21 protein-coding genes and 1 pseudogene are annotated in these 25,621 nt (G+C 37.3%); 17 read left to right on the forward strand and 5 right to left on the reverse strand.

The window, feature by feature from the left end; all coding sequences use genetic code 11:
• The first annotated feature begins 416 nt into the window (after window positions 1-416).
• Complete coding sequence (locus JFU24_RS28105) at window positions 417-2,801, forward strand: YhgE/Pip domain-containing protein (RefSeq protein ID WP_342214730.1); 2,385 nt, start codon at window positions 417-419, stop codon at window positions 2,799-2,801.
• 45 nt (window positions 2,802-2,846) lie between these two features.
• Here JFU24_RS28105 and JFU24_RS28110 read toward each other — a convergent pair whose 3' ends face one another.
• A complete protein-coding gene (locus JFU24_RS28110; protein ID WP_053346408.1) occupies window positions 2,847-3,446 on the reverse strand; it encodes an exonuclease domain-containing protein in 600 nt (199 codons plus the stop codon).
• 389 nt (window positions 3,447-3,835) lie between these two features.
• Window positions 3,836-4,729 (reverse strand): helix-turn-helix domain-containing protein, encoded by an 894-nt coding sequence (locus tag JFU24_RS28115; protein WP_201250799.1) that lies wholly within the window; start codon window positions 4,727-4,729, stop codon window positions 3,836-3,838.
• Window positions 4,730-5,096: 367 nt separating this feature from the next.
• On the opposite strand from JFU24_RS28115, the gene JFU24_RS28120 reads away from it, so the two are divergent.
• From JFU24_RS28120 to JFU24_RS28165, 10 genes and pseudogenes are all read left to right on the forward strand, one after another.
• Window positions 5,097-5,633, forward strand: a complete 537-nt coding sequence (locus tag JFU24_RS28120; RefSeq protein WP_201185204.1) for a GNAT family N-acetyltransferase — start codon at window positions 5,097-5,099, stop codon at window positions 5,631-5,633.
• A 245-nt stretch (window positions 5,634-5,878) separates the two neighbouring features.
• On the forward strand, window positions 5,879-6,313 hold the full coding sequence (locus JFU24_RS28125) for a DMT family transporter (RefSeq protein ID WP_053346404.1): 435 nt from the start codon (window positions 5,879-5,881) through the stop codon (window positions 6,311-6,313).
• Between the two features lie 53 nt (window positions 6,314-6,366).
• Window positions 6,367-6,507: a hypothetical protein gene (locus JFU24_RS28130; protein ID WP_201185202.1), complete on the forward strand. Its 141-nt coding sequence runs from the start codon at window positions 6,367-6,369 to the stop codon at window positions 6,505-6,507.
• Window positions 6,508-6,725: 218 nt separating this feature from the next.
• A pseudogene (locus JFU24_RS28135) lies at window positions 6,726-6,910 on the forward strand (DUF1572 family protein); the annotation flags it as partial.
• Between the two features lie 842 nt (window positions 6,911-7,752).
• Entirely contained in the window at window positions 7,753-9,387 is a 1,635-nt protein-coding gene (locus tag JFU24_RS28140) for a peptide ABC transporter substrate-binding protein (protein ID WP_242485407.1), read from the forward strand.
• A gap of 128 nt (window positions 9,388-9,515) precedes the next feature.
• Window positions 9,516-10,445 (forward strand): ABC transporter permease, encoded by a 930-nt coding sequence (locus JFU24_RS28145; protein ID WP_053346403.1) that lies wholly within the window; start codon window positions 9,516-9,518, stop codon window positions 10,443-10,445.
• Window positions 10,445-11,374, forward strand: coding sequence for an ABC transporter permease (locus JFU24_RS28150; RefSeq protein WP_053346402.1), 930 nt, complete (start codon window positions 10,445-10,447; stop codon window positions 11,372-11,374). Before JFU24_RS28145 ends, JFU24_RS28150 begins: the two co-directional genes overlap by 1 nt.
• Before the next feature lie 50 nt (window positions 11,375-11,424).
• Window positions 11,425-12,438, forward strand: a complete 1,014-nt coding sequence (locus JFU24_RS28155) for an ABC transporter ATP-binding protein (protein ID WP_053346401.1) — start codon at window positions 11,425-11,427, stop codon at window positions 12,436-12,438.
• 13 nt (window positions 12,439-12,451) lie between these two features.
• Window positions 12,452-13,444: an ABC transporter ATP-binding protein gene (locus tag JFU24_RS28160; RefSeq protein WP_201250800.1), complete on the forward strand. Its 993-nt coding sequence runs from the start codon at window positions 12,452-12,454 to the stop codon at window positions 13,442-13,444.
• A 232-nt stretch (window positions 13,445-13,676) separates the two neighbouring features.
• Complete coding sequence (locus JFU24_RS28165; protein WP_201224176.1) at window positions 13,677-14,531, forward strand: crotonase/enoyl-CoA hydratase family protein; 855 nt, start codon at window positions 13,677-13,679, stop codon at window positions 14,529-14,531.
• Between the two features lie 244 nt (window positions 14,532-14,775).
• Here JFU24_RS28165 and JFU24_RS28170 read toward each other — a convergent pair whose 3' ends face one another.
• A complete protein-coding gene (locus JFU24_RS28170) occupies window positions 14,776-14,976 on the reverse strand; it encodes a cold-shock protein (protein ID WP_029714163.1) in 201 nt (66 codons plus the stop codon).
• Between the two features lie 185 nt (window positions 14,977-15,161).
• On the reverse strand, window positions 15,162-16,124 hold the full coding sequence (locus tag JFU24_RS28175) for a D-2-hydroxyacid dehydrogenase (RefSeq protein ID WP_201250801.1): 963 nt from the start codon (window positions 16,122-16,124) through the stop codon (window positions 15,162-15,164).
• A gap of 122 nt (window positions 16,125-16,246) precedes the next feature.
• On the opposite strand from JFU24_RS28175, the gene JFU24_RS28180 reads away from it, so the two are divergent.
• The 6 genes from JFU24_RS28180 (at window position 16,247) to JFU24_RS28205 (ending at window position 24,341) form a co-directional block, all read left to right on the forward strand.
• A complete protein-coding gene (locus JFU24_RS28180) occupies window positions 16,247-16,795 on the forward strand; it encodes a GNAT family N-acetyltransferase (protein WP_201185196.1) in 549 nt (182 codons plus the stop codon).
• Window positions 16,796-17,170: 375 nt separating this feature from the next.
• Complete coding sequence (locus JFU24_RS28185; RefSeq protein WP_201250802.1) at window positions 17,171-18,628, forward strand: CoA-acylating methylmalonate-semialdehyde dehydrogenase; 1,458 nt, start codon at window positions 17,171-17,173, stop codon at window positions 18,626-18,628.
• Between the two features lie 68 nt (window positions 18,629-18,696).
• Complete coding sequence (locus tag JFU24_RS28190) at window positions 18,697-20,037, forward strand: aspartate aminotransferase family protein (protein ID WP_098176458.1); 1,341 nt, start codon at window positions 18,697-18,699, stop codon at window positions 20,035-20,037.
• Between the two features lie 505 nt (window positions 20,038-20,542).
• The gene (locus JFU24_RS28195; RefSeq protein ID WP_201250803.1) at window positions 20,543-22,555 is read left to right on the forward strand and encodes a bifunctional metallophosphatase/5'-nucleotidase; all 2,013 of its coding nucleotides are present in this window, start codon (window positions 20,543-20,545) and stop codon (window positions 22,553-22,555) included.
• Between the two features lie 280 nt (window positions 22,556-22,835).
• Window positions 22,836-23,450 carry an NUDIX hydrolase gene (locus JFU24_RS28200; RefSeq protein WP_201185190.1) on the forward strand — a complete coding sequence of 205 codons (615 nt, stop codon included), beginning with the start codon at window positions 22,836-22,838 and terminating at the stop codon, window positions 23,448-23,450.
• Window positions 23,451-23,543: 93 nt separating this feature from the next.
• Window positions 23,544-24,341 (forward strand): endonuclease I family protein, encoded by a 798-nt coding sequence (locus JFU24_RS28205; protein ID WP_201224184.1) that lies wholly within the window; start codon window positions 23,544-23,546, stop codon window positions 24,339-24,341.
• A 176-nt stretch (window positions 24,342-24,517) separates the two neighbouring features.
• Here the strand turns inward: JFU24_RS28205 and JFU24_RS28210 are convergent, their stop codons facing one another.
• Window positions 24,518-25,582 (reverse strand): lactonase family protein, encoded by a 1,065-nt coding sequence (locus tag JFU24_RS28210; protein ID WP_201185187.1) that lies wholly within the window; start codon window positions 25,580-25,582, stop codon window positions 24,518-24,520.
• Window positions 25,583-25,621 lie beyond the last annotated feature (39 nt).

Consider the following 25,621-nt stretch of genomic DNA (forward strand, 5'->3'; position numbering starts at 1 on the left):
GAAAGCGCTTTATCAAGTTGTTCGAAATTTGTTGTTTTTTTGTTTGAAGAGGGTATCCATTATGGGTACCCTTTTTTTAGTGCTACATACTATTTTAGAATACATTATTTTAATGGATTACATAATCTTGTATAAATAACCATTCAAAAATACTACAGATAAGAAGAAAAATTATGTGATTTTATAAAGTAAATAAATTTGATATCCAACAGTAGAAATGTTATATTATTTTTCGTGTTAATGACCGGATGAACAATATAGTCATAATTTTTCTAGAAGAAAATATATATTTATAATAAAGAAATAAAATATATATATTTTAGATGATAAACAGTCATGAATGTATTTTCAATTCGCTTTACACCGAAGTAGAGTAAATAAACGACATGTTTGTCGTATAGGAGGATTTGATAGGTGTGTTAAAATCGCTGAAAGGAGAATTATTGGCTATTATAAAAAGACCAATAATTCTCATTTCTATATTAGGAATTATTAGTGTTCCTTTACTTTATAGCGGGACATTTTTATGGGCATTTTGGGATCCGTATGGTAAGGTCGATCAATTGCCGGTTGCCATTGTCAATATGGATGAAGGAGCCGAGCTTAACGAATCAGAACTTACCATTGGGAAAGACTTAGTGAAAGAGTTAAAGGAGAAAAAGGACTTTGATTGGCATTTTGTCAGTCAAAAAGAAGCGAATGAAGGCCTGGCGAACCAGGACTATTACATGAAGATTGAAATTCCGAAAAACTTTTCGGAAAATGCAACTACCTTGCAAGAAGAAAATCCGGAAAAACTTGATTTAATATATACATCAAATGAAGGGTATAACTATATTTCTACTAAGATAGGTGACGCAGCTTCCGAGAAAATTAAAGGTGAGGTTTCAGCGGCCGTTACAAAAACCTATGCTGAGTCAATGTTTGATAATTTGAAAGAAGTTGCTGATGGACTTGGATCGGCCAGTGATGGAGCAGGCGAACTGAAAGACGGGACCGATAAGGTGAAAGACGGTTCTAACGAACTAGGAGAGGGAATTAACTCTGCTAAAGAAGGTTCACAAAAAGTAGATGAAGGAATTGGTTCTCTACATTCAGGTTCAGTTGAAATCCATAAAAACCTGGAAACATTAGCTGAAAAGTCCTTGACCTTTTCGGATGGAGTGGGTTCAGCAGCTTCTGGCTCGAAAGAACTTAATCAAGGCTTGCAAAGATTTAGTTCTGGGATTGGACAAATGAAAGATGGGCAATCAAAACTTTTAGAAGGAGCCAAAAAATCTGAAGCAGGTTCTGGGGAATTAGCTTCAGGACTGCAACAATCTTTAGAAGGGTTCAATCAGATTGAAGAAAAGCTTCCTACTCTGACCGAGGGGGCAAATGGTGTAGCTTCTGGTGCAAGCCAGCTCTCAGGTTCTTTGTCCGATTGGAGTGCTGCTACGAGTGAAGCAAAAGCAGGAGCATCGAACGTTGCGGCCGGATTGGAAGAAGTTATTTCCGGTTTAAAACAACAATCTCAAACTGCAGATGATCCTTCAGAGAAAGCTCGTTTAGAAGGATTAATTGCTTCTCTATCTGGAATTAGTGAAGGAAGTAAAGGAGTAGCTGAAGGAGTAGGAAAACTATCCGCAAGTGCTTCTGAAATTGCTAAGGGAGGCACTAGTCTTAGTGAAGGGGCAAATCAGTTAGGAAATGGTACCAATGCGCTCAGCGGTGGTTTTACTCAATTAAAACAAGCTCAAGATAAACTTGCCAATGGAGCGAATGATCTGCAAGGCGGACAGGGTCAATTAGTAGCTGGATTGACAACATTTGGCGAAAGTATAGATTCAGCACAGAGTGGACTTGGACAATTAACGGAAGGCAGCAATAATTTGGTCAGTGGGCTTGATCAATTAGAAGATGGGTCGAAGCAATTATCAAATGGAACTTCTCAGCTATCAGAAGGTTCGAAAAGTCTGATTACTGGAACAGATAAGTTAAAAGAAGGTACATCAAGTCTTACAAGTGGCATGGGAGAGTTAGCGAATGGAGCTATTAAGCTTCAAGATGGAATCGCCAAACTTTCAGATGGTTCGGAAGAATTACATGACGAATTGAAAGACGGAGCAAGCGAAGCAGGTAATATAAAAGCCGATGAAGATGTTTATGACATGTTTGCAAGTCCAGTAAAGGTTGATAAATTGCCTATTAATAATGTGCCAAACTATGGAACTAGCTTTGCACCGTATTTAATTTCATTGAGTTTATTTATTGGGGCAATCGTTCTGACAATCATTTTCCCATTAAGAGATCCTGCTGTTATTCCTGCAAATGGATTCAGCTGGTTTATTAGTAAATACGGGGTCATGGCTATAATAGGAATATGTCAGGCTATATTGGTGGATTTGATATTAATATTAGGACTTGGAATTGAAGTCACTAGTCTGCCATTATTTTTTGTAGTAAGCATTCTTGCTAGCTGCACATTTATGGCTATCATTCTATTTCTTGGTTCAGCCTTTGATAATCCAGGTCGTTTTATAGCGTTACTCATATTAATTCTACAGCTGACCAGCAGCGGCGGAACTTTCCCAAATGAATTAGTTCCTAGCTTCCTGCAAGGGTTCACGCCATTCTTACCGATGACGTATTCGATTAATGCTTTTAGAGCAGTAATCTCAACTGGAGACTTTGGATTCATGTGGCATAACCTTAGTATACTTGCCATTTTCCTTGTAGTGGCATTAATACTATCTTTCGTATACTTCATTTATAGATATAAAAAGATGAAAAACGTATTTACGGAAGATGCAGGCAAATAATAATGAAAAAACAGCGACTCGAATAGGGTTCGCTGTTTTTTTCTATTATACCCAAGATTTTTGAGACGAAGGGGCATATTTTTTCATAGGATTTTTAGCAATAACATCTTTTAAATAGGGATAGCCTGAAGGACTAGGTTTTCGCAGCAGCTCCATTAGATAAGAAATGTCGTCCATTGCCCGGTGTGTTTGGAAATTTGTGATGTTATGAGCCCGCAGCAATGTTAAGAGTTTACTATTTACAAAACCGTATTGTTTCCATGGGACATTGCGCATTGTACAGAACCACTGATGGTTATTGATTTCTGGATACATATGGTAGAGGAAACTTCTGTCGAATGAAGCATTATGGGCAAAAATTGAGTCAGAACGATCTATAAAAGATTTTATTTTTTCATCGTGAAAGCTTTTTCCTTCGACAGAGCTATATGGAATTCCATGAACCCTGTATGCCTGATCATAATTCCTTCTTGCTTGATAAGAGAGGGGCTCTCTTAAAAACGATTCTTGATCAACAAGGTTAATAATTTCACCGGTTTCGCTGCTATAGGTAAAAAGAATAAGGGCAAGTTCGATAATTTCATCAGAAGTAGGACGCAATCCAGTTGTCTCTACGTCTAGTACTAAACCTAATCTATTAGACAATTAATTTTCCTCCATTTTGGCTACTTTTATCTATTATATCTGATTTTGGTTGCCTATTGAAAGTGCCGTATTTCTAAATGATAGTGTTCCTTTGAGATTTCAATTAATTTATTGTTAAAATTTTACAGAATATAGTTAGGTACATAGGAATTTGAGTAATAAAGGAAAAATTATTGAAGATGCTCATGGGAAGCATAGAGGTGACGGAGTAATCGGTTAACTTTTATGCGAAAAAATTCAGTTAGATCTACGATTGTTAGTGTAATTTCTATGCTTAATCACTAAATATTAGAAGATCACTTTCAAACACTTTCTTATTGATATGAAATAATAGGAAACTAAAAAAGGTAGAGAAATGCTTTTTAAAGCACTCTCTACCTTTGTATAATTCAATTCAGGACTAGTATAGATTGTAAGATTCTTTCTAATTCATGGTCGATTATTTGTACATATTCTTCGTTTTTTTGAATACTGAATATGGTTCTGGAGTGATTTAAATATTGCAGTCCTTCATTCTGTTGTTGAAGATGAATCAGATTTTTCCCGGTAAGAAAATGAAGTTCTGCAAATAAATATAAAGATTCGATAGAATTACAAATATTAATGCCTTTTAGCGTATAATTTAATGACTCTTGATAGCAATGAAGTTCGGTTAAGGTTTGAGCTAATCCATGAATGATTTTTACTAAAATTGTACCTTCCTGATTCACATGAGGAATATTCTCGATAAATTCCAATGCTTCATTGAAGATGATTATAGCCTCATCGTAATCCTTTGTTTTAAAGTGAATAATTCCAATACTATTTAAAACTTCTATTTCCTGTTGATGAAGAATTACCCGTTTGCCCATTGTAATCTGAATGGCCTCATTTAATAGATCAATAGCAGTTTGTTTATTCTTGAACAAATAAAAAAAAGACATACCCTCATGCCATTTTAAGAATTGATAAAATGATATGGATTTTTCCGGTGCCGTTGCCATTTCTTTTTGGACAATTTCATAGATTGCTTCATAATTACGTGTACGTTTATATCTGTTTATTAATAATTTAATAGTTTCTATGTAATTATAAATCGGTTCATTTTTGGTAGTGAAAAAATACGAAAGATCAACTTTAAGTTTATCTGCTAATAGTCCCAACTCATCAATTGTTGGTGATGAGATGCTTCTTTCATAATCTAACAAGGTAATAGGCTCGCAAATATCTTTTGCTAATTCTTCTCTTGTGAGATTTTGTTTTATTCTTAATTCGTTGATAACAGAGCCAACCTCTATTTTCATTGCAATTGCCCCTTTATACCTATGTCTAGATTTTCTATTGTAACATAATTTTTTTTTTTCAATATGATTACTGAAAAGATAGTATTATGTAACTACTTTTAAACTGCTGCATCCTTTGAAATCCCTATCCTTCCTTTTTAATGGGAAAGCTTACTATCGCATCTCGGGCGGGTATGGTTGGAACGGAACGGTTTACAGTGTTATTCTCTCACAAATTATTAGAGATTTGATTATTAAGGGCGGGCATCCCGATTCTGCATTATACCTTAAGGAAAGGAAATTATTGAAAAGTTTTGTCCATTAATACAGGTATCTCTTTTTCACAAATAGAATAAAGAAGATAGTGAATCCACGGGGGGATTGTAGGATGAGATTTCAAGAGTTAGAAACAGAGAGGCTGCGTTTAATCGAAATAGGTCACCAGCATACGGAAAGTCTGTTTGAAATTCTCTCAAAAGATGAAGTAACCAAATATGATGGGATAGAAAGCTTAATTCGAGTGGAAGAGGCTCGTCGATTAATAGACTCGTTTAAAAGTGCATATATAAACAAAAGGGGGATTCGATGGGGAGTAGTGGTGAAAGATTCCGGGAAATTTATTGGTACTGTTGGCCTTAATCATTTGAGCATATCTAATAAACGTGCTGAAATCGGGTATGAAATCCATCCGGATTATTGGAGGAAACACTTTACATCGGAAGCTGTCAGAGAAGTATTACGTTATTCATTTGAAGAATTAAACTTACATCGAATCGCCGCATTAACCTTCCCTGATAATATTGCATCAACAAACCTCTTAAAGAAATTTGGTTTTAAGCAAGAGGGGAATCTTAGAAATTATATATTTCTTCGTAATCAATCGCATGATGCCGTGATATTTTCCTTGCTATATACGGAGTTTTAGCTTATACATCACCTAGTTTAGTCAGTTTCCCCAATTAAATAAGGCAGAATCATTGATAAATAGTTTAATAAAAAGATGTAAAAGGATATCGGGGTCGCCCATTTGGGCCTTTTTTTGTTTATAAAGAAAGAATCTGCATATTACTATTTGTTTTGATAAAAAAGGGAATCTATACATATTTTTCATGATAAAATTAAATGAATTCATCATCACGTCCATTGGACATGAAAAGGAGCATATTTATTGTGAAAATTTTATTTCCGTTACTTGCAGTCCTAGGCGGCATTACAATAGCAATTCAAGGACAAATAAATGGCGGTTTAGGAAAAAAAGTAGGGGTCATTGAAGCCTCTTTCATTTCTTTTGGAATCGGGACACTTGCTTTATTATTTATTGTTTTGTTTGCAGGAAATGGAAATATATCAGCTGTCACTTCTGTACCTAAATGGCAACTGATAGGTGGTCTCTTAGGGGCTATTTATGTCATAGTCATCGTCTTAGTAGTCCCTCAAATTGGAGTGGCCCCTACTTTAGTTGGGGTTATCTTAGGACAAATACTGATTGGAGCTGTCATTGATCATTTTGGCTTATTGGGTGGGGTACGTATTCCATTGGATGCGAAAAAGATAGCAGGTATTTGTTTACTCTTTGTGTCATTGTATTTATTTAATCATAAGTGAAGTAGAACAGAAATAAAATACTTAGAATTATTATGTTTTAATGAGGGCATAAAATGGATATTGGACATTTGAAGCACGGATTAGTCATTAAAGCAACTAAACTTCGGACATGGATCCTGTGGGGCAGCGTGACTGACATCAACAGTGCGATCATAATTTCTCTAATTATCCAATTTTTGTATTTGATTAGCTAGTGGGTAATGAAAGTGAATATGTCGATGACATTATTATGTACAAGTTGGTTTATTAAGCTAACGGGTGCGTTCGTATTTTATGATTAGCCGGTTTTTACTGGTTGATCTTTTTTTAATAGAATCTATTATATCAGGAGCTAGGGTAGGACGACGTACAGGTGCGTGGGACATAATTCCGTGAACTAAATTGTCCGCCCCCTAATTTAGGAGAACTAGATTTATTAAAGAATATTTATATTCGTGGTGAAAGTCATACAGTACTTGGAGCAATAGAGAGACAGACATTAGGCCAAATTTTTTATATTGGTAATCAATTAAAAGATGAGAATTGGGAAGCCCCTTAGTTATCAAGAAAGGAAAATCGGAAGAATACTTGCTACACAAGCTTAAAAAACATAAGTGAAAGCAGCTATTGAGTTAACCATTTATAGAGGCTTTTTTAAGTGAATTAAGTGAATTAAGTATTCAGGCACAATCCTTTTACAAGGAATTGTGTTTTTTTGGGTGAACGACCTTGGTTCATTAAGACGTACTAAAGACCACAGGTGTTGTTTTAGAATAAAGTTTGCTCAAATGATACTAATGACCTTAAAAATAACAAATAGAAAGAGCTTGTTTTGAAAAAAGTTTGATCACTTCTGTGACCCTTATTCAAAAATGGAATCTAATAAAAAGTGGTTAACTTGGGAAGTTGAGTCACTTAATAATTCAACCTCTTCTGAATAATCAGAAAAATATGTATAATAAGATGATCAAATATAGCTTCCAATCAAGTTGATATAAATATAGTGATTTGTACTTGTGAGTCTATAATGAAACGCATAATGAAGGGGTTTGAAATTGATATAAGTTAATGTTTCAATTCTTTTTACCTACTATATAAATCAAAATTACTAGCGTTTAATACCTATCTTGTGAAAAAGTACTCATTGGTTTATTGATTTTTTAATTTATTCGTAATATACTTAATATTCAACATCTTTAATTCAAAGTATAGTACCCTTTTGCGAGGTTGAAAGGAAGGTGGTTTTAAGCTATAAAACTACTGATTTTGGGTTTTTGAGAAAAAACGTAAATTTATGCAAACGCTTCGCTAGTTATTTTTGGTGAGTTTCTGCTATGAATACTTCTAACTATCCTCGCAGAATATTTTAGTGTACTAAACCAGAAGTTAATAGATGGCAGAAGGATAATCTCTTAAACTAGGGATACTCCAAGATAGACTAAAGATGAGGGGGAATATTTTTGAAAAAGTCTAAATTTTCAGTGCTTGCGCTTCTAATGGCTATTATGCTTGTGCTTGCAGCATGTAACAGCGGTTCGAAGGAAACTTCGAATGAAAAAGAAGGTGGCTCGAGTGACTCAGCCAAATCAAAAGTATTAAACGTAAACAACTCAAGTGAACCTGGTTCGCTTCATCCTGCCAATGCGCAAGGTACTCATGAATCATGGATTCTTGAACATACGTTTGAAGGACTGACCAAGAAAACAGAAGAAGGTAAAATCGTACCAGGTGCTGCAGAATCATGGAAGATCAGTGAAGATGGATTAAAATGGACATTTAAATTGAAAGATGGATTAAAATGGTCAAATGGAGATCCGCTTACAGCGAATGATTTCGAATATGCTTGGAAATACGCACTGAAACCAGAAACAGCTGCTGATTATGCTTACCAACTTTATTATCTTAAAGGCGGGGAAGCTTACAACAGTAAAAAAGGCAAGGAAGAGGATGTAGGAGTAAAAGCAACAGACGACCTTACGTTAGAGGTTACATTGGAACAGCCTACACCATATTTCCTTGATTTGACTTCTTTCTATACCTTCTACCCGATCGATAAAAAGGTACAAGAAGAAAATCCGAAATGGGCTTTGGATGCCAAAACACATGTATCAAACGGTCCATTCAAGTTAACGGAGTGGAAACATAAAGAAAGTCTGAAAATCGAAAAGAATGAAAATTACTATGATAAAGACAAAATCAAATTGGATGCCGTTAATTTTGCTCTAATTGAAGATGAAAATACTGCATGGCAAATGTATCAGAGTGGCGAATTGGACATCGCTTATCCACTACCAGTAGATGTACAAGGTCAATTGGTTAATTCTGGCGACAAAGAATTCAAAAATGGAGCAGAACTTGCTGTCTACTATTACAACTTTAATACTAAAGTAAAACCTTTCAATAATCCTAAAGTAAGAAAAGCGTTATCAATGGCTATCGAACGTAAAAAAATTACGGATAATGTTGCTCAAGGTGGTCAAAAGCCTGCATTTGGAGTAATCCCGCCGGGTATACCTGATGCAACTGGAGATTTCCAAGAAAATACAGGAGATCTGTTTGCGGAAAATGTTGATGAAGCTAAGAAATTGTTAAAAGAAGGGCTTGCTGAAGAAGGCATGAAAAAACTTCCTGATTTTTCAATTTTATATAATACATTAGATTCTCATAAAAAAATTGCTGAAGCCGTTCAAGGAATGTGGCGCGATAACCTAGGTGTTGAAGTTACACTTGAAAATGCTGAATTCCAAGTTAAACTTGACCGTGAAAAAGCTGGGGACTTCGAGATTTCCCGTGCAGGATGGGTTGGTGACTATGTAGATCCGATGACATTCATGCTTTGGGAGACAGACGGTGCCTATAATGATGCGGATTGGTCCAACAAAGAATATGATAAATATTTAAAAGAGGCGAAATCTACAATGGAACCAAAAGAACGGATGGCTGCTTTGCATAAAGCAGAGGAAGTTCTGATTGATGAAATGCCGATTCTCCCGGTTTACTTCTATACAAAACCATATATGGTTAAATCGAATGTTACTGGGGTTTATGCACCAATAAACGCTTATCCGAACTTTATTTACGCGGATAAAAAATAAAAGAAGGATGAAAATAGGAGGTATGTCCGATTATGGACATACCCCATTTTTCAATTGCGAATTTGAATATTTCATGAATTCATTTCCGTTTTCAACTCCTTAGAAAATCGATGATTGGGGTGATTACCATGTTGAGATATACATTAAATCGTTTTAAATGGGCGATTATTACTTTATGGGCGGTTATTACATTAACGTTCATCATAATGCATACGATTCCGGGAAATCCATTTGCGAAAGAAGGAGCAATGCCTCCCGCTGTTTATGAAAATCTTCAAGTCCACTATGGATTGGACAAGCCTTTGTTGACCCAATATGGAAATTATTTGTTGGAAGTCGTTCAATTTGATTTTGGTCCCTCTTTGAAATCCTCATCCATTTCTGTGAATGATTACATTTTAAAGGGATTCCCAGTGTCCTTACATTTAGGAGCGCAAGCACTGGTGATTGCCATCTTTTTTGGGCTCATTTTAGGTGTAGTGGCATCACTGAAACGAAATAAATGGCCTGACTATTTATCAATGGTCATTGCTATCGTCGGGATATCTGTTCCGAACTTTATTTTGGCGACTATTTTAATCAATTATTTTGCAATAAAATGGCATATTTTCCCTGTTGCTACATGGGCGACATGGCAGCATACCATATTACCATCCATTGCCCTGTCGATGATGCCTCTTGCTTTCATTGCCAGATTGATGCGGACAAGCATGCTTGAAGTAATGGGACAAGATTACATTTTGACCGCAAAGGCAAAAGGGCTAAAACGTAGCGGTGTCATAATCAAACATGCGATCCGAAATGCGTTATTGCCGATTATCACGATTCTTGGTATCCTAACGGCTAATATCGTGACAGGAAGCTTCATTATTGAACGTATTTTTGGTATTCCGGGCATGGGAGATATGTTTGTAAAGGGAATATCCAATCGAGACTATCCGGTCATTCTTGGTTCCACAATTGTGTATAGTGCAGTGCTTATCCTATTGATATTCATCGTTGATATAGCCTATACGTTGATTGATCCTAGAATTAAAGTGACGGGGGAGAAAAAATAATGGCAGATAAAGTGCATTTAACCGAAGATATGTTCCTACCCGCTGAAGGAAACTTTAAGGAAGCTGAAAAAATTGCTAGGCCAACGGTTTCATATTGGTCTGACGTCTGGCGTCGCTTTAAAGAAAATAAACTAGCAATGACGGGGTTTGTTCTAATTATCCTGTTGGTCTTGCTGGCTATTTTTGGTCCGTATATTAATGGATATACTTATTATGGTCAAGATTTCGAGAAAAAGAATCTTAGCCCCAATGCCGAGCATTGGTTTGGGACGGATTCATCAGGAAGGGATTTATTTACGCGAGCTTGGTATGGTGCAAGGATATCCTTGTTCATTGGCTTGATGGCGGCGCTAATAGACTTTTTAATTGGTGTCCTATATGGCGGGATTTCAGCTATTCGTGGCGGACGCACCGATAATATAATGATGAGGTTTGCTGAAGTGATCTATGCGATCCCTTACCTATTGATGGTTATCTTGATGATGGTTGTATTAAAACCTGGTATATTGCCGATAATCATAGCCATGTCGATTACAGGATGGATTCCTATGGCCCGACTGGTAAGAGGGCAGGTTTTACAATTAAAAGAGAATGAATATATTCATGCTGCAACCATCTCTGGTGCTAATACGAGCTGGACTTTAAGAAAACACATGATTCCAAATACAATGGGGCCGATCCTTGTCAATTTAACGTTGACTGTACCTACGGCGATTTTTGCCGAAGCTACTCTAAGCTTTTTGGGACTGGGTGTGCCAGCACCTCAGGCAAGTTGGGGAACATTGACCAGTGATGCTCTGGGAAGCATTTTGGTAGGGAATTTCTATCAACTTTTAATCCCGGCGATATTGATCTCATTAACCATGTTCGCGTTTAATGTGGCTGGTGATGGACTACAGGATGCCCTAGATCCAAAACTACGGAAATAAATGAGTCATAACATAAAGATTTTGATAATACTAGAATAGGAGGGACGATGATGGAGAACCTATTAGAAGTTAACGATTTACACATCACCTTCCATACGTATGCAGGAAAAGTACAAGCTGTTCGCGGCGTGAACTTTGAAGTGAAAAAAGGGGAAGCAGTCGCCATCGTAGGAGAGTCCGGATGCGGAAAAAGCGTTACTGCAAAATCGATCATGCGATTATTGGAAACACCTCCAGCAGAGTATGGAACAGGGTCAATATCATTTGGTGGTAAAGACCTTATTAAAATGAGTGAAAAGGAAATGCAGAAGATTCGTGGAAATGAAATCAGTATGATTTTCCAGGATCCAATGACTTCGCTCAATCCAACGACTAAAATCGGCAGCCAAATTATGGAGGGTATTTTAAAGCATAATAATAATATCTCTCGAAAAGATGCATATGAACGAGCGTTAGAAACGCTTAAACTGGTAGGTATTCCTCAGCCGGAAAAAAGGATGCAGCAATATCCACATGAGTTTTCAGGGGGCATGCGCCAGCGGGCGATGATAGCGATGGCTCTAGCCTGTGAACCGAAATTGTTAATTGCGGATGAACCTACAACGGCATTGGATGTAACGATACAAGCGCAAATTTTAGAACTGATGAAAGATATCCAACGTAGAATGGATACTTCCATCATTTTAATCACTCATGATCTAGGTGTGGTTGCGGAAACTTGCGAAAGGGTAGTAGTCATGTATGCAGGTAAAGTTGTGGAAACAGGTACAGTTGAAGCAATATTTGCAAACCCGCAACACCCATATACAAGAGGATTGCTTAAAACGGTGCCAAGGCTGGATATGGAAAAAACGGCTCCGTTGGTACCCATTATCGGATCACCACCTGATTTGTTAGATCCGCCTAAAGGATGCCCATTTTATCCAAGATGTGAATCTGCAATGAAAGTGTGCAAAGAACATGACCCGGAACTTGAGGTAGTAGAAGAGGGACAGACAGCTGCATGCTGGCTTCACCATCCAATGGCAAAAGCAACACGCGTTCAAGCACCGACTAATGTTTAAAGGAGGAGAACCAATGGTTTCACTAAAGAATAAGTCAGTAAAAGAAAAGACAGTCAACGAAAATTCTCCTCTTGTTGAAATAAAGAATCTTAAGAAATATTTCCCTGTTGGTTCACAGTCGTTGAAAGCGGTAGATGGTTTGGATCTCAAAATCTACGCAGGGGAAACTGTCGGACTTGTTGGGGAAAGCGGTTGTGGAAAATCTACTGCTGGGCGTACGATAACCCGCCTTTATGAACCGACAGAAGGAGAAGTTCTTTTTCAAGGGAAAAATATTTTTGATTACAAACCTGGTGAAATGTCACAAATTCGCCGTGAAATCCAGATGATCTTCCAAGATCCTTACGCTTCCTTAAACCCAAGGATGAAGGTAGAAGAATTAATTGGTGAACCACTTGCCATTCATGGGATTTCAAAAGGTAAAGAGAGAAGAAAACGGGTGGAAGACCTGTTAAAACTGGTTGGTTTAAGTCCGGAACATATCACTCGTTTTCCGCATGAATTCAGTGGCGGACAACGTCAGCGTATCGGAATTGCAAGGGCGCTGGCTTTGAATCCTAAATTCATTGTTTGTGATGAACCAATTTCTGCACTTGATGTTTCAATCCAAGCTCAAGTAGTAAATTTATTAAAAGAGTTACAAAAAGAAATGGGCTTGACTTATTTATTCATCGCCCATGATTTATCGATGGTCAAGTATATTTCAGATCGTATTTTAGTCATGTATCTTGGGAGAATGATGGAACTTTCAGATAGTGATTCTTTAACGAAGGATCCGCTTCACCCATACACACAAGCCTTGCTCTCTGCGGTGCCGATACCAGACCCCACTATTAAACGGGAAAGGATCGTACTAAAAGGCGATGTACCAAGTCCGATCAATCCGCCGAGCGGCTGTGTATTCCGTACTCGTTGTCCGAAAGCGATGGAGATATGTTCTAGCGCTGTGCCTGAATGGAAAGAACAAAAACCTGGGCACTACGTTGCTTGTCATTTATATTGGTAAATAAAATAATGAGGCCAGTTGCAAAATCTGCGGCTGGTCTTTTTTTGAAAATACACATTAAAAAAACTTTTTATTTTCAGGAAAGATGCCACTAGGTTTTTAGAAAATATTTTTTATAGATTTATAATAATTAAATCTAGGAATTTGAAAATAAAACATATAAAATGTAATTATATGTAAAATTAAAATTACCCAGAAATGGCTTCATTTTGTGAGATAAGGAGGAATAATGTTGTATTCCACAATAACTAGTGAAATTGTCGATCATGTCATGATTATTACACTTAACCGTCCTGAAAGAATGAATGCCTTTAATGAAAAAATGTGTGAGGAAATGATTCGTGCTTTTGATGAAGCGGATGAAAATGATGACGTACGAGCCATTATTTTAACTGGGGCAGGGAAGGCTTTCTGTGCTGGCATGGATTTGGAAAAAGGTGCAGAAACTTTTATGGATCACACTCCTTTAGTTGAGTACCGTGATGCAGGTGGTGTTTTATCATTAAGGATTTTTGAGATGAAGAAACCTATAATAGCAGCCATTAATGGAGCAGCGGTTGGTATTGGTATAACTATGACTTTGCCTATGGATATTAGAATTGCTTCAACTGATGCGAAAATGGGGTTTGTTTTTGCAAGGCGAGGAATTACAATGGAGGCTTGCAGTGGTTGGTTCCTGCCTAGACTTGTCGGAATGGGGAAGGCATCCGAATGGATTTTTACTGGAAGAATGATTTCAGCTAAGGAGGCCTATGAGGGGAGACTAGTTAACAAGATTGTAGAGCCTGATGAATTGATGCCAACTGCAATGGAAATCGCATCTGAAATAGCGGAAAATACATCTTCCGTATCTGTGACATTATCTCGGCAGCTAATGTGGACTATGCTTGGAGCAAATCATCCAGTTGAATCACATAAAATAGAATCGAAAATGCTTCATTGGACCGGAAAGCAAGCTGATGCACAAGAAGGAATCGAAGCTTTCTTAGAAAAACGGAAAGCTGAATTTACAATGAAGAGCAGCTCTGATATGCCGCCGTTTTACCCGTGGGGTCTGGATCGAACATACGAATCAGATAAAAAATAAATGATTAATTCTGTATTGAAATCATTCTTAGGAACTGTGTGAGAATTTTTACTTTTCGGATAAATTAGGGTTTCTTTTCTTAGTGTGTTATACTGTGTTTACCATTTACTAAACTTGTTTCATATTCCCCTATTCCTTGTGAATAGGGGTTTTTTTATTTTCAAAAAAGATATTCTATAAAGAATATTTTTATTCAAAAAAAACAGACTCTACAAGTAGAGTCCGTTATATATTGTATTTAAAATTATGCTTTTTGAACGTTAGTAGCTTGGGGTCCACGTTGACCTTGCTCAACTTCAAAAGTAACTTCTTGACCTTCGTCTAATGATTTGAATCCTTCGCTTTGAATAGCTGAGAAATGTACGAATACATCGTCTCCGTTTTCGCGTTCGATGAAGCCAAATCCTTTTTCTGCGTTAAACCATTTCACTTTACCTTGTTCCATTGTTGTTGCCTCCTAGTGTGAATCCACACAATGTGTTACTACCCTTGCTCAATCTTCAGACGAAAAGTGTTTCACTTATCAATCTTCCCGAACAAAAATAATTCTTATTAAATATAACAGATAATGTCGGAATCTGCAAGCTAACATAGTAAGATTATTTTTTGTGAAATTGCTATGAAGATTCGTTAATATCCTTTCTTGTAATTAAGTAAATTTATTGTAGGGTTTTTACCGTTGAGATAGTTCTTCAAATTGGGAATGAAAATATCTTCAATCAATCGTTTGTCGTAATATTCAGTGTTTCCGGATGTGTGTGGCGTGATGATGACATTGTTCATTTCCCATAAAGGGCTACTTTCCGGAAGTGGTTCAGTTTCAAACACATCTAGTCCTGCACCTGCAATCTGCTGGTCCTTAAGCGCTTGAATCAATTCATTTTGAACAACGAGAGATCCTCTTCCAATATTAATGAAAAAAGCGGAAGGCTTCATTAACTTGAATTCGTTTGTGCCGAACATATCCTGTGTTTCTGGAGTCAAAGGTAATGTCACGACAACATAATCACACTTAGGGAGAAGATCATTCAATTGTTTCTGGGTGAACATCTTATCAACATATTCTTCTGATTTACCAGAATGACGAACCCCTAATACGGTCATTCCAAAAGCCTTGGCAATTTTAGCTGTTTCCTTCCCGATTTTTCCAACCCCAATGATGCCTATAGTCTTTTCATGAATTTCCTGCTTCATATCAGCGTGGTGCCAAGTCTTTTCCTGCTGTTGCTTAACATAGGTATCTATTTTTCTTGTAAAGGCGAGCATTAGGGCGAAAATGGTCTCTGAAATGGGATATGCGTGGACACCATTTGCAGTCGTAATCTGCACATTCTTTTGTTCTAACTTTTCCAGTGGCAAAGCATTCACTCCAGCACTCCATGTCTGGATCCATTTCAATTCACTTGCTTCATATAAAATAGATTCGTACATTTCTGATTTCCAGCCAACGATTATTTCCGCATCGTTTATATGATCCTGCCATATTGCAGGGGCTCTTCCAGTAATCACAGTCCAATCGGGAATCACTCCTTTAACTTGCTGCAATAAATGTTCATTCAGGTTTTGGGTAATAATGAGTTTTTTATTTGGCATAATCATCATCCTCTATCATTTTTCTGAATTATACGTAAGTTTTGAGAATAATTCAATTGGAAACAGTGATTACTAAGCAATCTTGATATAATACAAATATCTAACAAGGATGGGGTGTAATCATGAAGGTGAAGGATATATATGGGCAGCTACCAACTTTAGAAACAGAACGTTTAATTATGAGGAAAATCACTATGAAGGATGCTGAAGATATGTATGCATATGCTTCCGAAAGTGAAGTATCTCGTTTTGTCACGTGGGAACCGCATCGTTCACTATCTGATACAAGAGATTTTATCCAATTCGTGTTACAGAATTATGAAGATAATAAGCTTGCTCCATGGGGAATTGAATACAAGGACAATGGTGAGTTTATTGGTACTATCGACTTTGTTTCATGGCATTTGAATCATCAAATCGCTGAAATAGGGTATGTCCTTGCTCCACAATATTGGGGAAATGGCATGATAACGGAGGCTGCCAAAAAGGTAATAGAGTTTGGTTTCGAAAATATGAATCTTGTTCGTATTCAGGCCCGCTGCTTTGTGGATAATCTTGGTTCAGAACGGGTCATGCAAAAGTCTGGAATGTCTTTTGAAGGTATTTTGCGAAAAGGTATGTTTGTTAAAGGTAAGCATGAGGACCTGAAATTATATTCAATTATCAAATGATCATACATTAATGAACGGATTACGAAAAATCTATAAGGGTTGCTGTACTTTTAAGGGGATGGACTTATAAATGTTGAAGAAGTTAAACCAAATCTTAAGTTAAGCTCACTTTTTCCGTCTATGTGAAAATTCTGGAAAACACTCATTTCCCATTTTATCAAGAATAATAGAAAGGAAACTGACAGCCTTCGATTTGCATTTTTAGCTCTCGCAAATTTTGACGAGGAATATTCCCTGGCACTATGAAGATTGAAAGTTAAAACAAACAAAATGTGCAAATAATCATTCAAAAACTATACAAAACGTCTAATGTAAAAAGTCCGTTTAAAAAATATAATAAAACTATGAAATCGGGTTGAAATGGAGGGTGTCTTAATGGCAGTTATTAATGATGTAGAAACGTTGAAAAATTATATAGGTGGCAAGTGGGTAGAATCCACAACGTCAAAACATGAAGAGGTGCCTAATCCGGCAACAGGAGAAGTGTTGGCGATTGTACCGCTTTCCACAAAAGAAGATGTCAATCAAGCAGTTCGGGTGGCAAAAAATGCTTATAAAGAATGGAAAAAGGTAGCTGTACCTAAAAGAGCTCGCTTCTTATTCCGCTACCAGCAATTGTTGATTGAACACTGGGATGAGCTTGCGAAGCTCGTCACCATTGAAAATGGAAAAAGCTATACAGAAGCATATGGTGAAGTTCAACGTGGCATAGAATGTGTGGAATTCGCTGCAGGTGCGCCAACCTTAATGATGGGCAGCCAGCTTCCGGATATTTCTCCGGGTATTGAATCGGGCATGTACCGTTATCCAATGGGAGTAGTAGCAGGCATTACTCCATTTAACTTCCCAATGATGGTTCCATGTTGGATGTTCCCGCTTGCGATTGCCTGTGGAAACACATTTATTCTAAAACCTTCTGAAAGAACGCCTCTTCTAGCCAACCGTCTTGTTGAGTTATTAACAGAAGCAGGTGTTCCAGATGGTGTTGTAAATATTGTCCATGGGGCACACGATGTGGTGAATGGGATATTGGAGCATGAAGACATTAAAGGAGTATCTTTTGTTGGCTCCCAGCCAGTTGCAGAGTATGTATATAAAACAGCAGCTGCTAATAAAAAACGCGTTCAGGCTTTATCAGGAGCAAAAAATCATTCAATTGTAATGCCTGATGCAGATCTGGATAATGCAGTAACCAACATTACCAACGCTGCTTTTGGATCTGCAGGTGAGCGCTGTATGGCCGCTTCAGTAGTTGTTGCAGTAGGAGAAGTGGGAGATCAGCTTGTAGAAAGATTAAAGGCAGCAGCTGATGAAATCAAGATTGGAAATGGAATGGATAAAGAAGTTTTCCTTGGCCCAGTCATTCGTGATACTCATAAAAAGAGGACGGAACAATATATTGAGATTGGTGAAAAAGAAGGGGCTGTTCTCCTTCGTGACGGTCGAAATGAAGGTGATCAGGAAAACGGCTATTATGTAGGACCAACATTATTTGATCATGTTAAAACAGATATGAAAATTTGGAAGGATGAAATTTTTGCTCCTGTTTTATCAATAGTGCGGGTTAATACACTTGAGGAAGCAATTGAATTAACTAACCAATCCGAATTTGCTAATGGTGCCTGTCTCTATTCAGATAGCGCGAAAGCTGTCCGTGAATTCCGTGAAGAAATTGATGCAGGAATGCTAGGGGTGAATCTTGGTGTACCTGCTCCGATGGCATTCTTTCCATTCTCCGGCTATAAAAGCTCATTTTATGGAGACCTGCATGCAAATGGAAGAGACGGCGTAGAATTTTACACAAGGAAAAAAATGCTAACAGCAAGATACTGATATAGAAAGGAGGTCGACGCTATTTATGGTCGGCCTTCCTTTATAAAATTATAAGAGGAGTGGGGATTATGCAGGTTGAAAAACAAGGTCAAGATCTTAAGACAATAGATGAAAAATATGTTTGGCATCATATGAAAGGAGCTGGACCGAATCCTGGGACAATGGTCGTTCAAAAAGGGGAAGGGGCATGGATCACGGATGTTGATGGAAATCGTTATCTTGACGGGATGTCAGGGTTATGGTGTGTCAATGTTGGTTATGGACGGACAGAACTAGCAGAAGCAGCTTATGAGCAGCTGAAGGAACTTCCTTATTCTCCTTTAACAAACAGTCACATTCCCGCTATTAAGCTTGCAGAGAAGTTAAATGATTGGCTGGGAGGAGATTATGTGATTTTCTTCTCGAACAGTGGTTCAGAAGCAAATGAAACCGCTTTTAAAATTGCCCGTCAGTATCATCAGCAAAAGGGTGAACATGGACGCTATAAATTCATTTCCCGTTATCGTGCTTATCATGGAAATTCAATGGGAGCGCTTGCAGCGACTGGGCAGGCACAACGGAAGTATAAATACGAACCGCTTGCGCCAGGGTTTCTTCATGTCTCACCTCCTGATTTATACCGTAATCCAGAAGACGAAAGCGGTGAAAAAAGTGCTGCGGAAATTGATCGTGCCATAACATGGGAATTAAGTGAAACGGTAGCAGCAGTTATTATGGAACCGATTATTACTGGCGGAGGGATTCTGATGCCTCCTGATGGATATATGAAAAGGGTTAAAGAAATTTGTGAGAAAAATGGAGTTCTTCTTATTTCAGATGAGGTTATTTGCGGTTTTGGCCGTACTGGGAAGAAGTTTGGATTTATGAATTATGATGTTCAACCAGACATCATTACAATGGCAAAAGGGATTACTAGCGCTTACCTGCCGCTTTCCGCTACAGCTGTAAAACGTGAAATTTATGAAGCGTACGCTGGTTCCGAAGAATATGACCGCTTCCGACACGTAAATACATTTGGTGGCAATCCTGCTTCCTGTGCCTTGGCTTTGAAAAATATGGAGATATATGAAAATGAGAAACTAATTGAACGGTCCAAAGATTTAGGTCTTCGTTTTCTACAAGAATTAGATGAAATTAAGTCTCATCCAAATGTTGGAGATGTCCGTGGCAAAGGTTTGTTGGTTGGAATTGAACTTGTGGAAGATAAACAAACAAAACAACCGATTGATATTTCCAAAATCAATAAAGTAATTGCATCGTGCAAAAATAAAGGACTCATCATCGGCAAGAATGGTGATACCGTAGCTGGTTTCAATAATGTCCTGACGCTCGCACCTCCGTTAAGTATTACTGAAGAGGATTTTTCTTTTATTGTAATGACGGTAAAGCAAGTATTAGCTGAACTGTAATAAATATTAATAAACAGTGGGAACAGAATCTATTTTTCTTCTGTTCCTTTTTTGTATATAAAAGTATGTTAACTCCGTTCCTTGAAAAGTACTAGAGGAGTGCTGAAAAACTAGAATGCACTAAAGATTGTAGGGTTATATGATTTATATCACCAATTTATAGGAAATTCAGATGCAATCAGCGCTCTAATTTTACAGATTCTTTTTTTTCCTTAAAACCTTGGCAAATTACGAAAAAATCCCAAAGTATTTCTGATGTACTGCAGGTTTTGTTATTGTCTATCTTTAGACGGATATTGTTCTTAGACCTTGAAACTCTTATCTTTAGGGAATCAAACAAGGCATGTTTCAAGAATACGAAAACCATCACTGTTTCACATTATTTTCCTATTGTTATAGAACTTATTATTTTTTTAATTAAAGGCAATAAATAATAATATTCCTAATTTAAGATGGTTGGTTGTTCTTTAATGAACTGTAATGGTGAATAAGGGGAGGATCTGGGTTGAAGTTATCAATTTTGTGCACCTTATCTATGCTTAGTTCATTGGTAATCGTTTTATCGTTATTACCAAATAATGTGCTGGTGGCAACAGCAGAGAATGGAAACAAGCAAATCACGATTTTTCACACCAATGACATGCATGGCCATTTGCTGAATAATTCGAATCAGATTGGTATTGATATTATTACAAGTATGAAAAATATGGAGTCGAATTCTCTGCTGATTGATGCTGGGGATGCAACCCAAGGCCTTCCTTTTGCTAATTTAAGAAAAGGTAAAGATGTGATTACCTTAATGAATGCAGCTGGTTATGATGGTATGACTTTGGGGAATCATGAATTTGATTTTGGCTTGGAACAAGTGTTAAAGAATGTGGCACTTGCTAAATTTCCTGTTATCTCAGCCAACACGATATATAGGGGCAAACCACTTCTTGCAGGTATAAACGGAAATAACGGGGAGTTCTTCATTAAAGAAATTAATGGTGTAGAAGTAGGGTTCTTTGGAATTACCACTCAAGAAACCGCGTATAAAACTAACCCGAATAATGTGAAGGGAGTTACATTTGAAAATCCTATAAAAACTGCCCAAAATCAGGTCGACAAGTTAGAAAAAGCAGGAGCAGATGTTATTGTCGGTATTGTTCATTTAGGCAATGAAACTTCCAGTAAACTGAAAAGTGAAGATATTGCAATTGAAGTAGATGGAATTGATGTTATATTAGATGGTCACAGTCATACTCTCATTAATGAGCATGTGAATGGAACGTTGATTGCTCAAACCGGCAGTGCAAGTGCAAATGTAGGCAAAGTGGACATTACTCTAAAAAATGATGAAATAGTCGAAGCAAAAGAAACCTTGATATCCAAAACAGAATCTGTGACCTACAAGTCTGAAGTCGAAGTGGCTAACTTCACTAAAAAAATCAGTGAATCACAAGGTACGAGCTTTAATCAAGTTGTTGGCCGAACTGAAACCCCTCTTTGGGGTGCGACAGTAAATGGGATTGCTATCGGCAGGATTAGTGAAACTAACCTAGGAGATTTGATTGCGGATTCAATGGTTTGGTCTGCTGCGTCACAGGTTAAAGAATCCAGTTATGAAAACCAGCCGATTGTCTCCTTGATAAATGGGGGAGGCATACGCGATTCGATACCTGAGGGTATTATTAACCGAGGACAAGTCATTTCAATCCTCCCTTTTGGTAATATTTTATTTCTCAAAGAAGTTAGTCCTGCTATTTTATATGATGTACTGGAAAATGGTGTTTCAAAAATAGAGAGCGTTAATCCGAAAACTGGGTTTATTACCGGTGTGGATGGAAGGTATCCACAAATTTCAGGAATGCGATTTGAATTTGATCCATCCAAAACCGCTGCCAATACGAAAGACACTACAAAGCCGTTTACAAAAGGCGAACGGGTCACTAAAATCATTTTACTTGATGCAGAAGGGTCAGATGGCGAAGTATTAAATCGTTCAGACACTACGACAAAAATCGTACTTGCTACAAATAATTTTGAAACAGCCGGTGGAGATGGCTATACAATGCTAAAAAGCCTAACTAATATTGGTGAAGGTGCTTCATTGGATATAATATTTGAAGAGTACATTACAAAGTTGACCAAAGCGGGGGATGGAGTTTTTTACTATCCGGTAAGCAAAAGAAGGTCAAGGGCAGTTACTTCTCATGTGTACTATCCTTATACTGCAGCTATTACAATCAAAAAAGGCAGAGAGATTGTCGCTAATAGTGAAGTGGTGTATACGATTGATAAAGGGAAAGCATTTAAGGGGAAAACAGATGAAAAAGGGATTTTGACTATTGGTCATATCAAATCAGGACCACATTCAATAGCTCTCTCATCTAAAGGATTATCAACGTATATTTATGTAAATGATTTGATTGATTCCACAATTATGAATTCAAGTCTTGGATCTGAAGGATATGGCAATTTCAGCAGCTATCAATTTAATCAGCGCACTACCAGAAACAATAACAAGCTGAAATAAAGAGGAGGTTGCTTTTACTAGAAGCTTAGTTTGGTCGAGTCGTAAATACAGGCAGTCAAAAATATTGTTTAGCATAAGGATGCTGAAAAACAACTAAAACTAAAAAGAATAGCTACCTTATTGTTTAAATGAATGATAAACATTGTACATATTAAAGATAATACAATGGAATCGTTTTCCTTGCTTAGTTATACAAGATGTTTGAAAATAGAATTATAATAAATGATTGGAGAACAAAAGATCTCATCTTTATTATTATCAGTCAAAAGAGGTGTGGGACATGAAAAATGAAGACATAACCAAAAAATTAACTTTACATAACCCCGAAATTTTAGGGAGTGGGAATTTCTCAAAGTATGCAGTGCTTTTACCTCTCTTAGAAAAAGAAGATGGCATACATGTTCTTTTTGAAGAGAGATCACACAAACTAAGAAGGCAGCCAGGGGATATTTGTTTTCCAGGCGGAAGAATCGATAAACAGGATAGTAATGAGCAGGCAGCAGCTCTCAGGGAAACACATGAAGAACTTGGTTTGAAAAAGGAAGATATATATAATGTCTTTCCGATTGATTATCTGGTTTCTCCGTTTGGGATGATTGTTTATCCCTATGCAGGATTTGTCCGTAACCATCATCAAATAACACCTAACCCTTCTGAAGTGGAAACAATTTTTACGGTACCCCTGTCTTTTTTTATGGAAAAACCGCCAGAGATCTATCATGTGAACTATAGAGTCGAACCACCCGAAAACTTCCCCCACAAATTAGTAGTTGGCGGGGAAAATTATAAATGGCAGCCTAGACAAATGGAAGAATATTTCTACTTGTATAACGGCCGAGTAATCTGGGGAATGACGGCGAAAATTCTTACCCATTTTATTGAAATTCTACGTTAGACACTTCTAAAGCACCTTTTATTCTGAATAGAAATCTATTAAACTTTAAATATGGTAAAAGTTAGGTTTAATAAAAGGCGGGGGGATGAGTGGATGAAGAATAGTTTGGAATTACTTGAAAGGGAACGAGAATTGGCATTGGCTGAACTTGTGAAATTCAGTGAAAACCGTGAATACTACGATGAAAAAAAAGATCGAAAAATTCAGGAAGAATACTATCAGGCTGGCTCTTGGGACAGAGAAAGACTGAACAACCTGCTTGTAACCACCCACAAAAACCAGCTGAACTACTCCCCACATCGTCATGTTTATCCATGGGTTGATTTACAGGAAAACGGCAAGCTGAAAAGTTTGTATTCCGGGAAAAGGATGGACCCTGTGCAGGTCATTGAGGAAGATATTCGTATCCTTGAAATCTTGACAAAAGACATTCAAACATCAAATGTTGAAAATAATATCGTTAATTGCGAACATGTCGTACCTCAATCATGGTTTAATAAAAAAGAACCGATGAGGGGGGATTTGCATCACTTATTTGCCTGTGAACCAACTTGTAACAGTAGCCGAGGGAACTATCCATATCATGACTTCAAGGATTATGTGCCTGAGGTATCATCTAGAGGTATAAAAGAGGGTTGCGGAAAGACAGAGGAAGGAAAATTCGAGCCAGAATATGGTAAAGGTATTGTGGCCAGGGCGACTCTGTATTTTTTACTCCGATATGAGGGGATCATTGATAGCGCCAATGTTAACATGGAACTATTGTTAGAATGGCATCAGCTTTTCCCAGTCAGTCTTTATGAAAAGCATAGAAACCAAGCTATATTTGAAGTGCAGGGTAACCGAAATCCATTTATTGATTTCCCAGAAATGGTGGAGGTATGGAAGTAGTTAAATAAATTTATTCATTTATTATTATCAAATTTGAAAGTCTGTCGTAAAAATAGATTAAAAAAATCAATTTTATAAATGGATATATTAGATAATAATGCATTTGTTTATTGAAAAAGAAAAGGATTGAAGCTGTAGTTTAGCTCCAATCCTTTTTTTAGGTATTACCAATAAGATTAGCCTTGAAGAAATTTCACACATACAGGGAAGGGAACTTGAACATCCTTTTGAAGTAATGTTAATTTTCCAGTGCTTTCATTCCGAGAATATAGTGTCAAGTTTCCTGATTCTTCATTAGAAGCAACAAGGAATTTCCCGCTAGGATCTATTGCAAAGTCCCGTGGCCAGTGGCCTTCGGTTGATACCAGTTCAACTAATGTAAGATTACCGGTTGCATGATTAGTTTGGAAAACAGCAATACTATCATGTCCACGGTTTGCGGCATATACGAAATGCCCATCCGCTGAAATATGAATGGCACTGCCTTGATTATTTTCACTAAAATCTTCTGGAACAGTCCGTACTGTTTGTAATTCAGAAAAGCGCCCGTTTAAGCTGTCGTAGCTTAACACAATAACTTCGGGTACTAGCTCTGCCATCACAAATGCAAATTTTCCATTAGGGTGGAAGGTCAGATGCCGGGGGCCGCTGCCGGGAGCTACTGATAGACTATTTACTTCTTCCAAGACTCCATTATGTATTTTATAGGTGATGACTTTATCAATTCCGAGATCGACTACCGCTATGAACTTTTCATCCGGTGTGAATCCTGCAAAGTGTGAATGTGCTTTTTCCTGACGATCCTTATTCGGTCCTTTTCCTTCATGGCGGATAGTGGATGATACAGGTAGGGGGGTCGCATCTTTCTGAAGTTGATAAGCTTCAATAATGCCGTCTCCGTAATTGGAAGTAACTAAAATGTGTTTCTCGCTATCAATACTGATATGGCAAGAAGACCCATTAGGTGTAAGTTGTTTGCCTAGGTAAGTAAGATCGCTTGAATCTTCATTGATGGAGTAGGCAGAAACACCGCCGCTTCCTGCTTCCTTTAATATGGCATATAGATGCTTATTGTCTTCGCTAATTGTGATATATGTTGGATCGGTTAATTCTGCTGCAAGTACAGGTGTACTTATTTTTCCTTCAACTGTATCGAGAGTAAAACGATAAATGCCCTTACTGTTTCCTTTTGTGTATGTTCCTATATATCCTATAATGGTTTGTTGATTCTGTTTTACCATATTTATCCCCTCCAAGAAAGATTTGAGTTTATTTTAACA

The sequence above is a fragment of the Peribacillus sp. TH27 genome (genome assembly GCF_016650915.1).
GTDB lineage: Bacteria > Bacillota > Bacilli > Bacillales > DSM-1321 > Peribacillus > Peribacillus butanolivorans.

Coding starts and splice junctions, on each gene's coding strand:
- JFU24_RS28130 (WP_201185202.1), top strand. CDS start 6,367: ATGGATATTGGACATTTGAAGCACGGATTAGTCATTAAAGCAACTAAA.
- JFU24_RS28120 (WP_201185204.1), top strand. CDS start 5,097: ATGAGATTTCAAGAGTTAGAAACAGAGAGGCTGCGTTTAATCGAAATA.
- JFU24_RS28175 (WP_201250801.1), bottom strand. CDS start 16,124: ATGCCAAATAAAAAACTCATTATTACCCAAAACCTGAATGAACATTTA.
- JFU24_RS28115 (WP_201250799.1), bottom strand. CDS start 4,729: ATGAAAATAGAGGTTGGCTCTGTTATCAACGAATTAAGAATAAAACAA.
- JFU24_RS28145 (WP_053346403.1), top strand. CDS start 9,516: ATGTTGAGATATACATTAAATCGTTTTAAATGGGCGATTATTACTTTA.
- JFU24_RS28150 (WP_053346402.1), top strand. CDS start 10,445: ATGGCAGATAAAGTGCATTTAACCGAAGATATGTTCCTACCCGCTGAA.
- JFU24_RS28190 (WP_098176458.1), top strand. CDS start 18,697: ATGCAGGTTGAAAAACAAGGTCAAGATCTTAAGACAATAGATGAAAAA.
- JFU24_RS28180 (WP_201185196.1), top strand. CDS start 16,247: ATGAAGGTGAAGGATATATATGGGCAGCTACCAACTTTAGAAACAGAA.
- JFU24_RS28200 (WP_201185190.1), top strand. CDS start 22,836: ATGAAAAATGAAGACATAACCAAAAAATTAACTTTACATAACCCCGAA.
- JFU24_RS28170 (WP_029714163.1), bottom strand. CDS start 14,976: ATGGAACAAGGTAAAGTGAAATGGTTTAACGCAGAAAAAGGATTTGGC.
- JFU24_RS28185 (WP_201250802.1), top strand. CDS start 17,171: ATGGCAGTTATTAATGATGTAGAAACGTTGAAAAATTATATAGGTGGC.
- JFU24_RS28155 (WP_053346401.1), top strand. CDS start 11,425: ATGGAGAACCTATTAGAAGTTAACGATTTACACATCACCTTCCATACG.
- JFU24_RS28210 (WP_201185187.1), bottom strand. CDS start 25,582: ATGGTAAAACAGAATCAACAAACCATTATAGGATATATAGGAACATAC.
- JFU24_RS28205 (WP_201224184.1), top strand. CDS start 23,544: ATGAAGAATAGTTTGGAATTACTTGAAAGGGAACGAGAATTGGCATTG.
- JFU24_RS28160 (WP_201250800.1), top strand. CDS start 12,452: ATGGTTTCACTAAAGAATAAGTCAGTAAAAGAAAAGACAGTCAACGAA.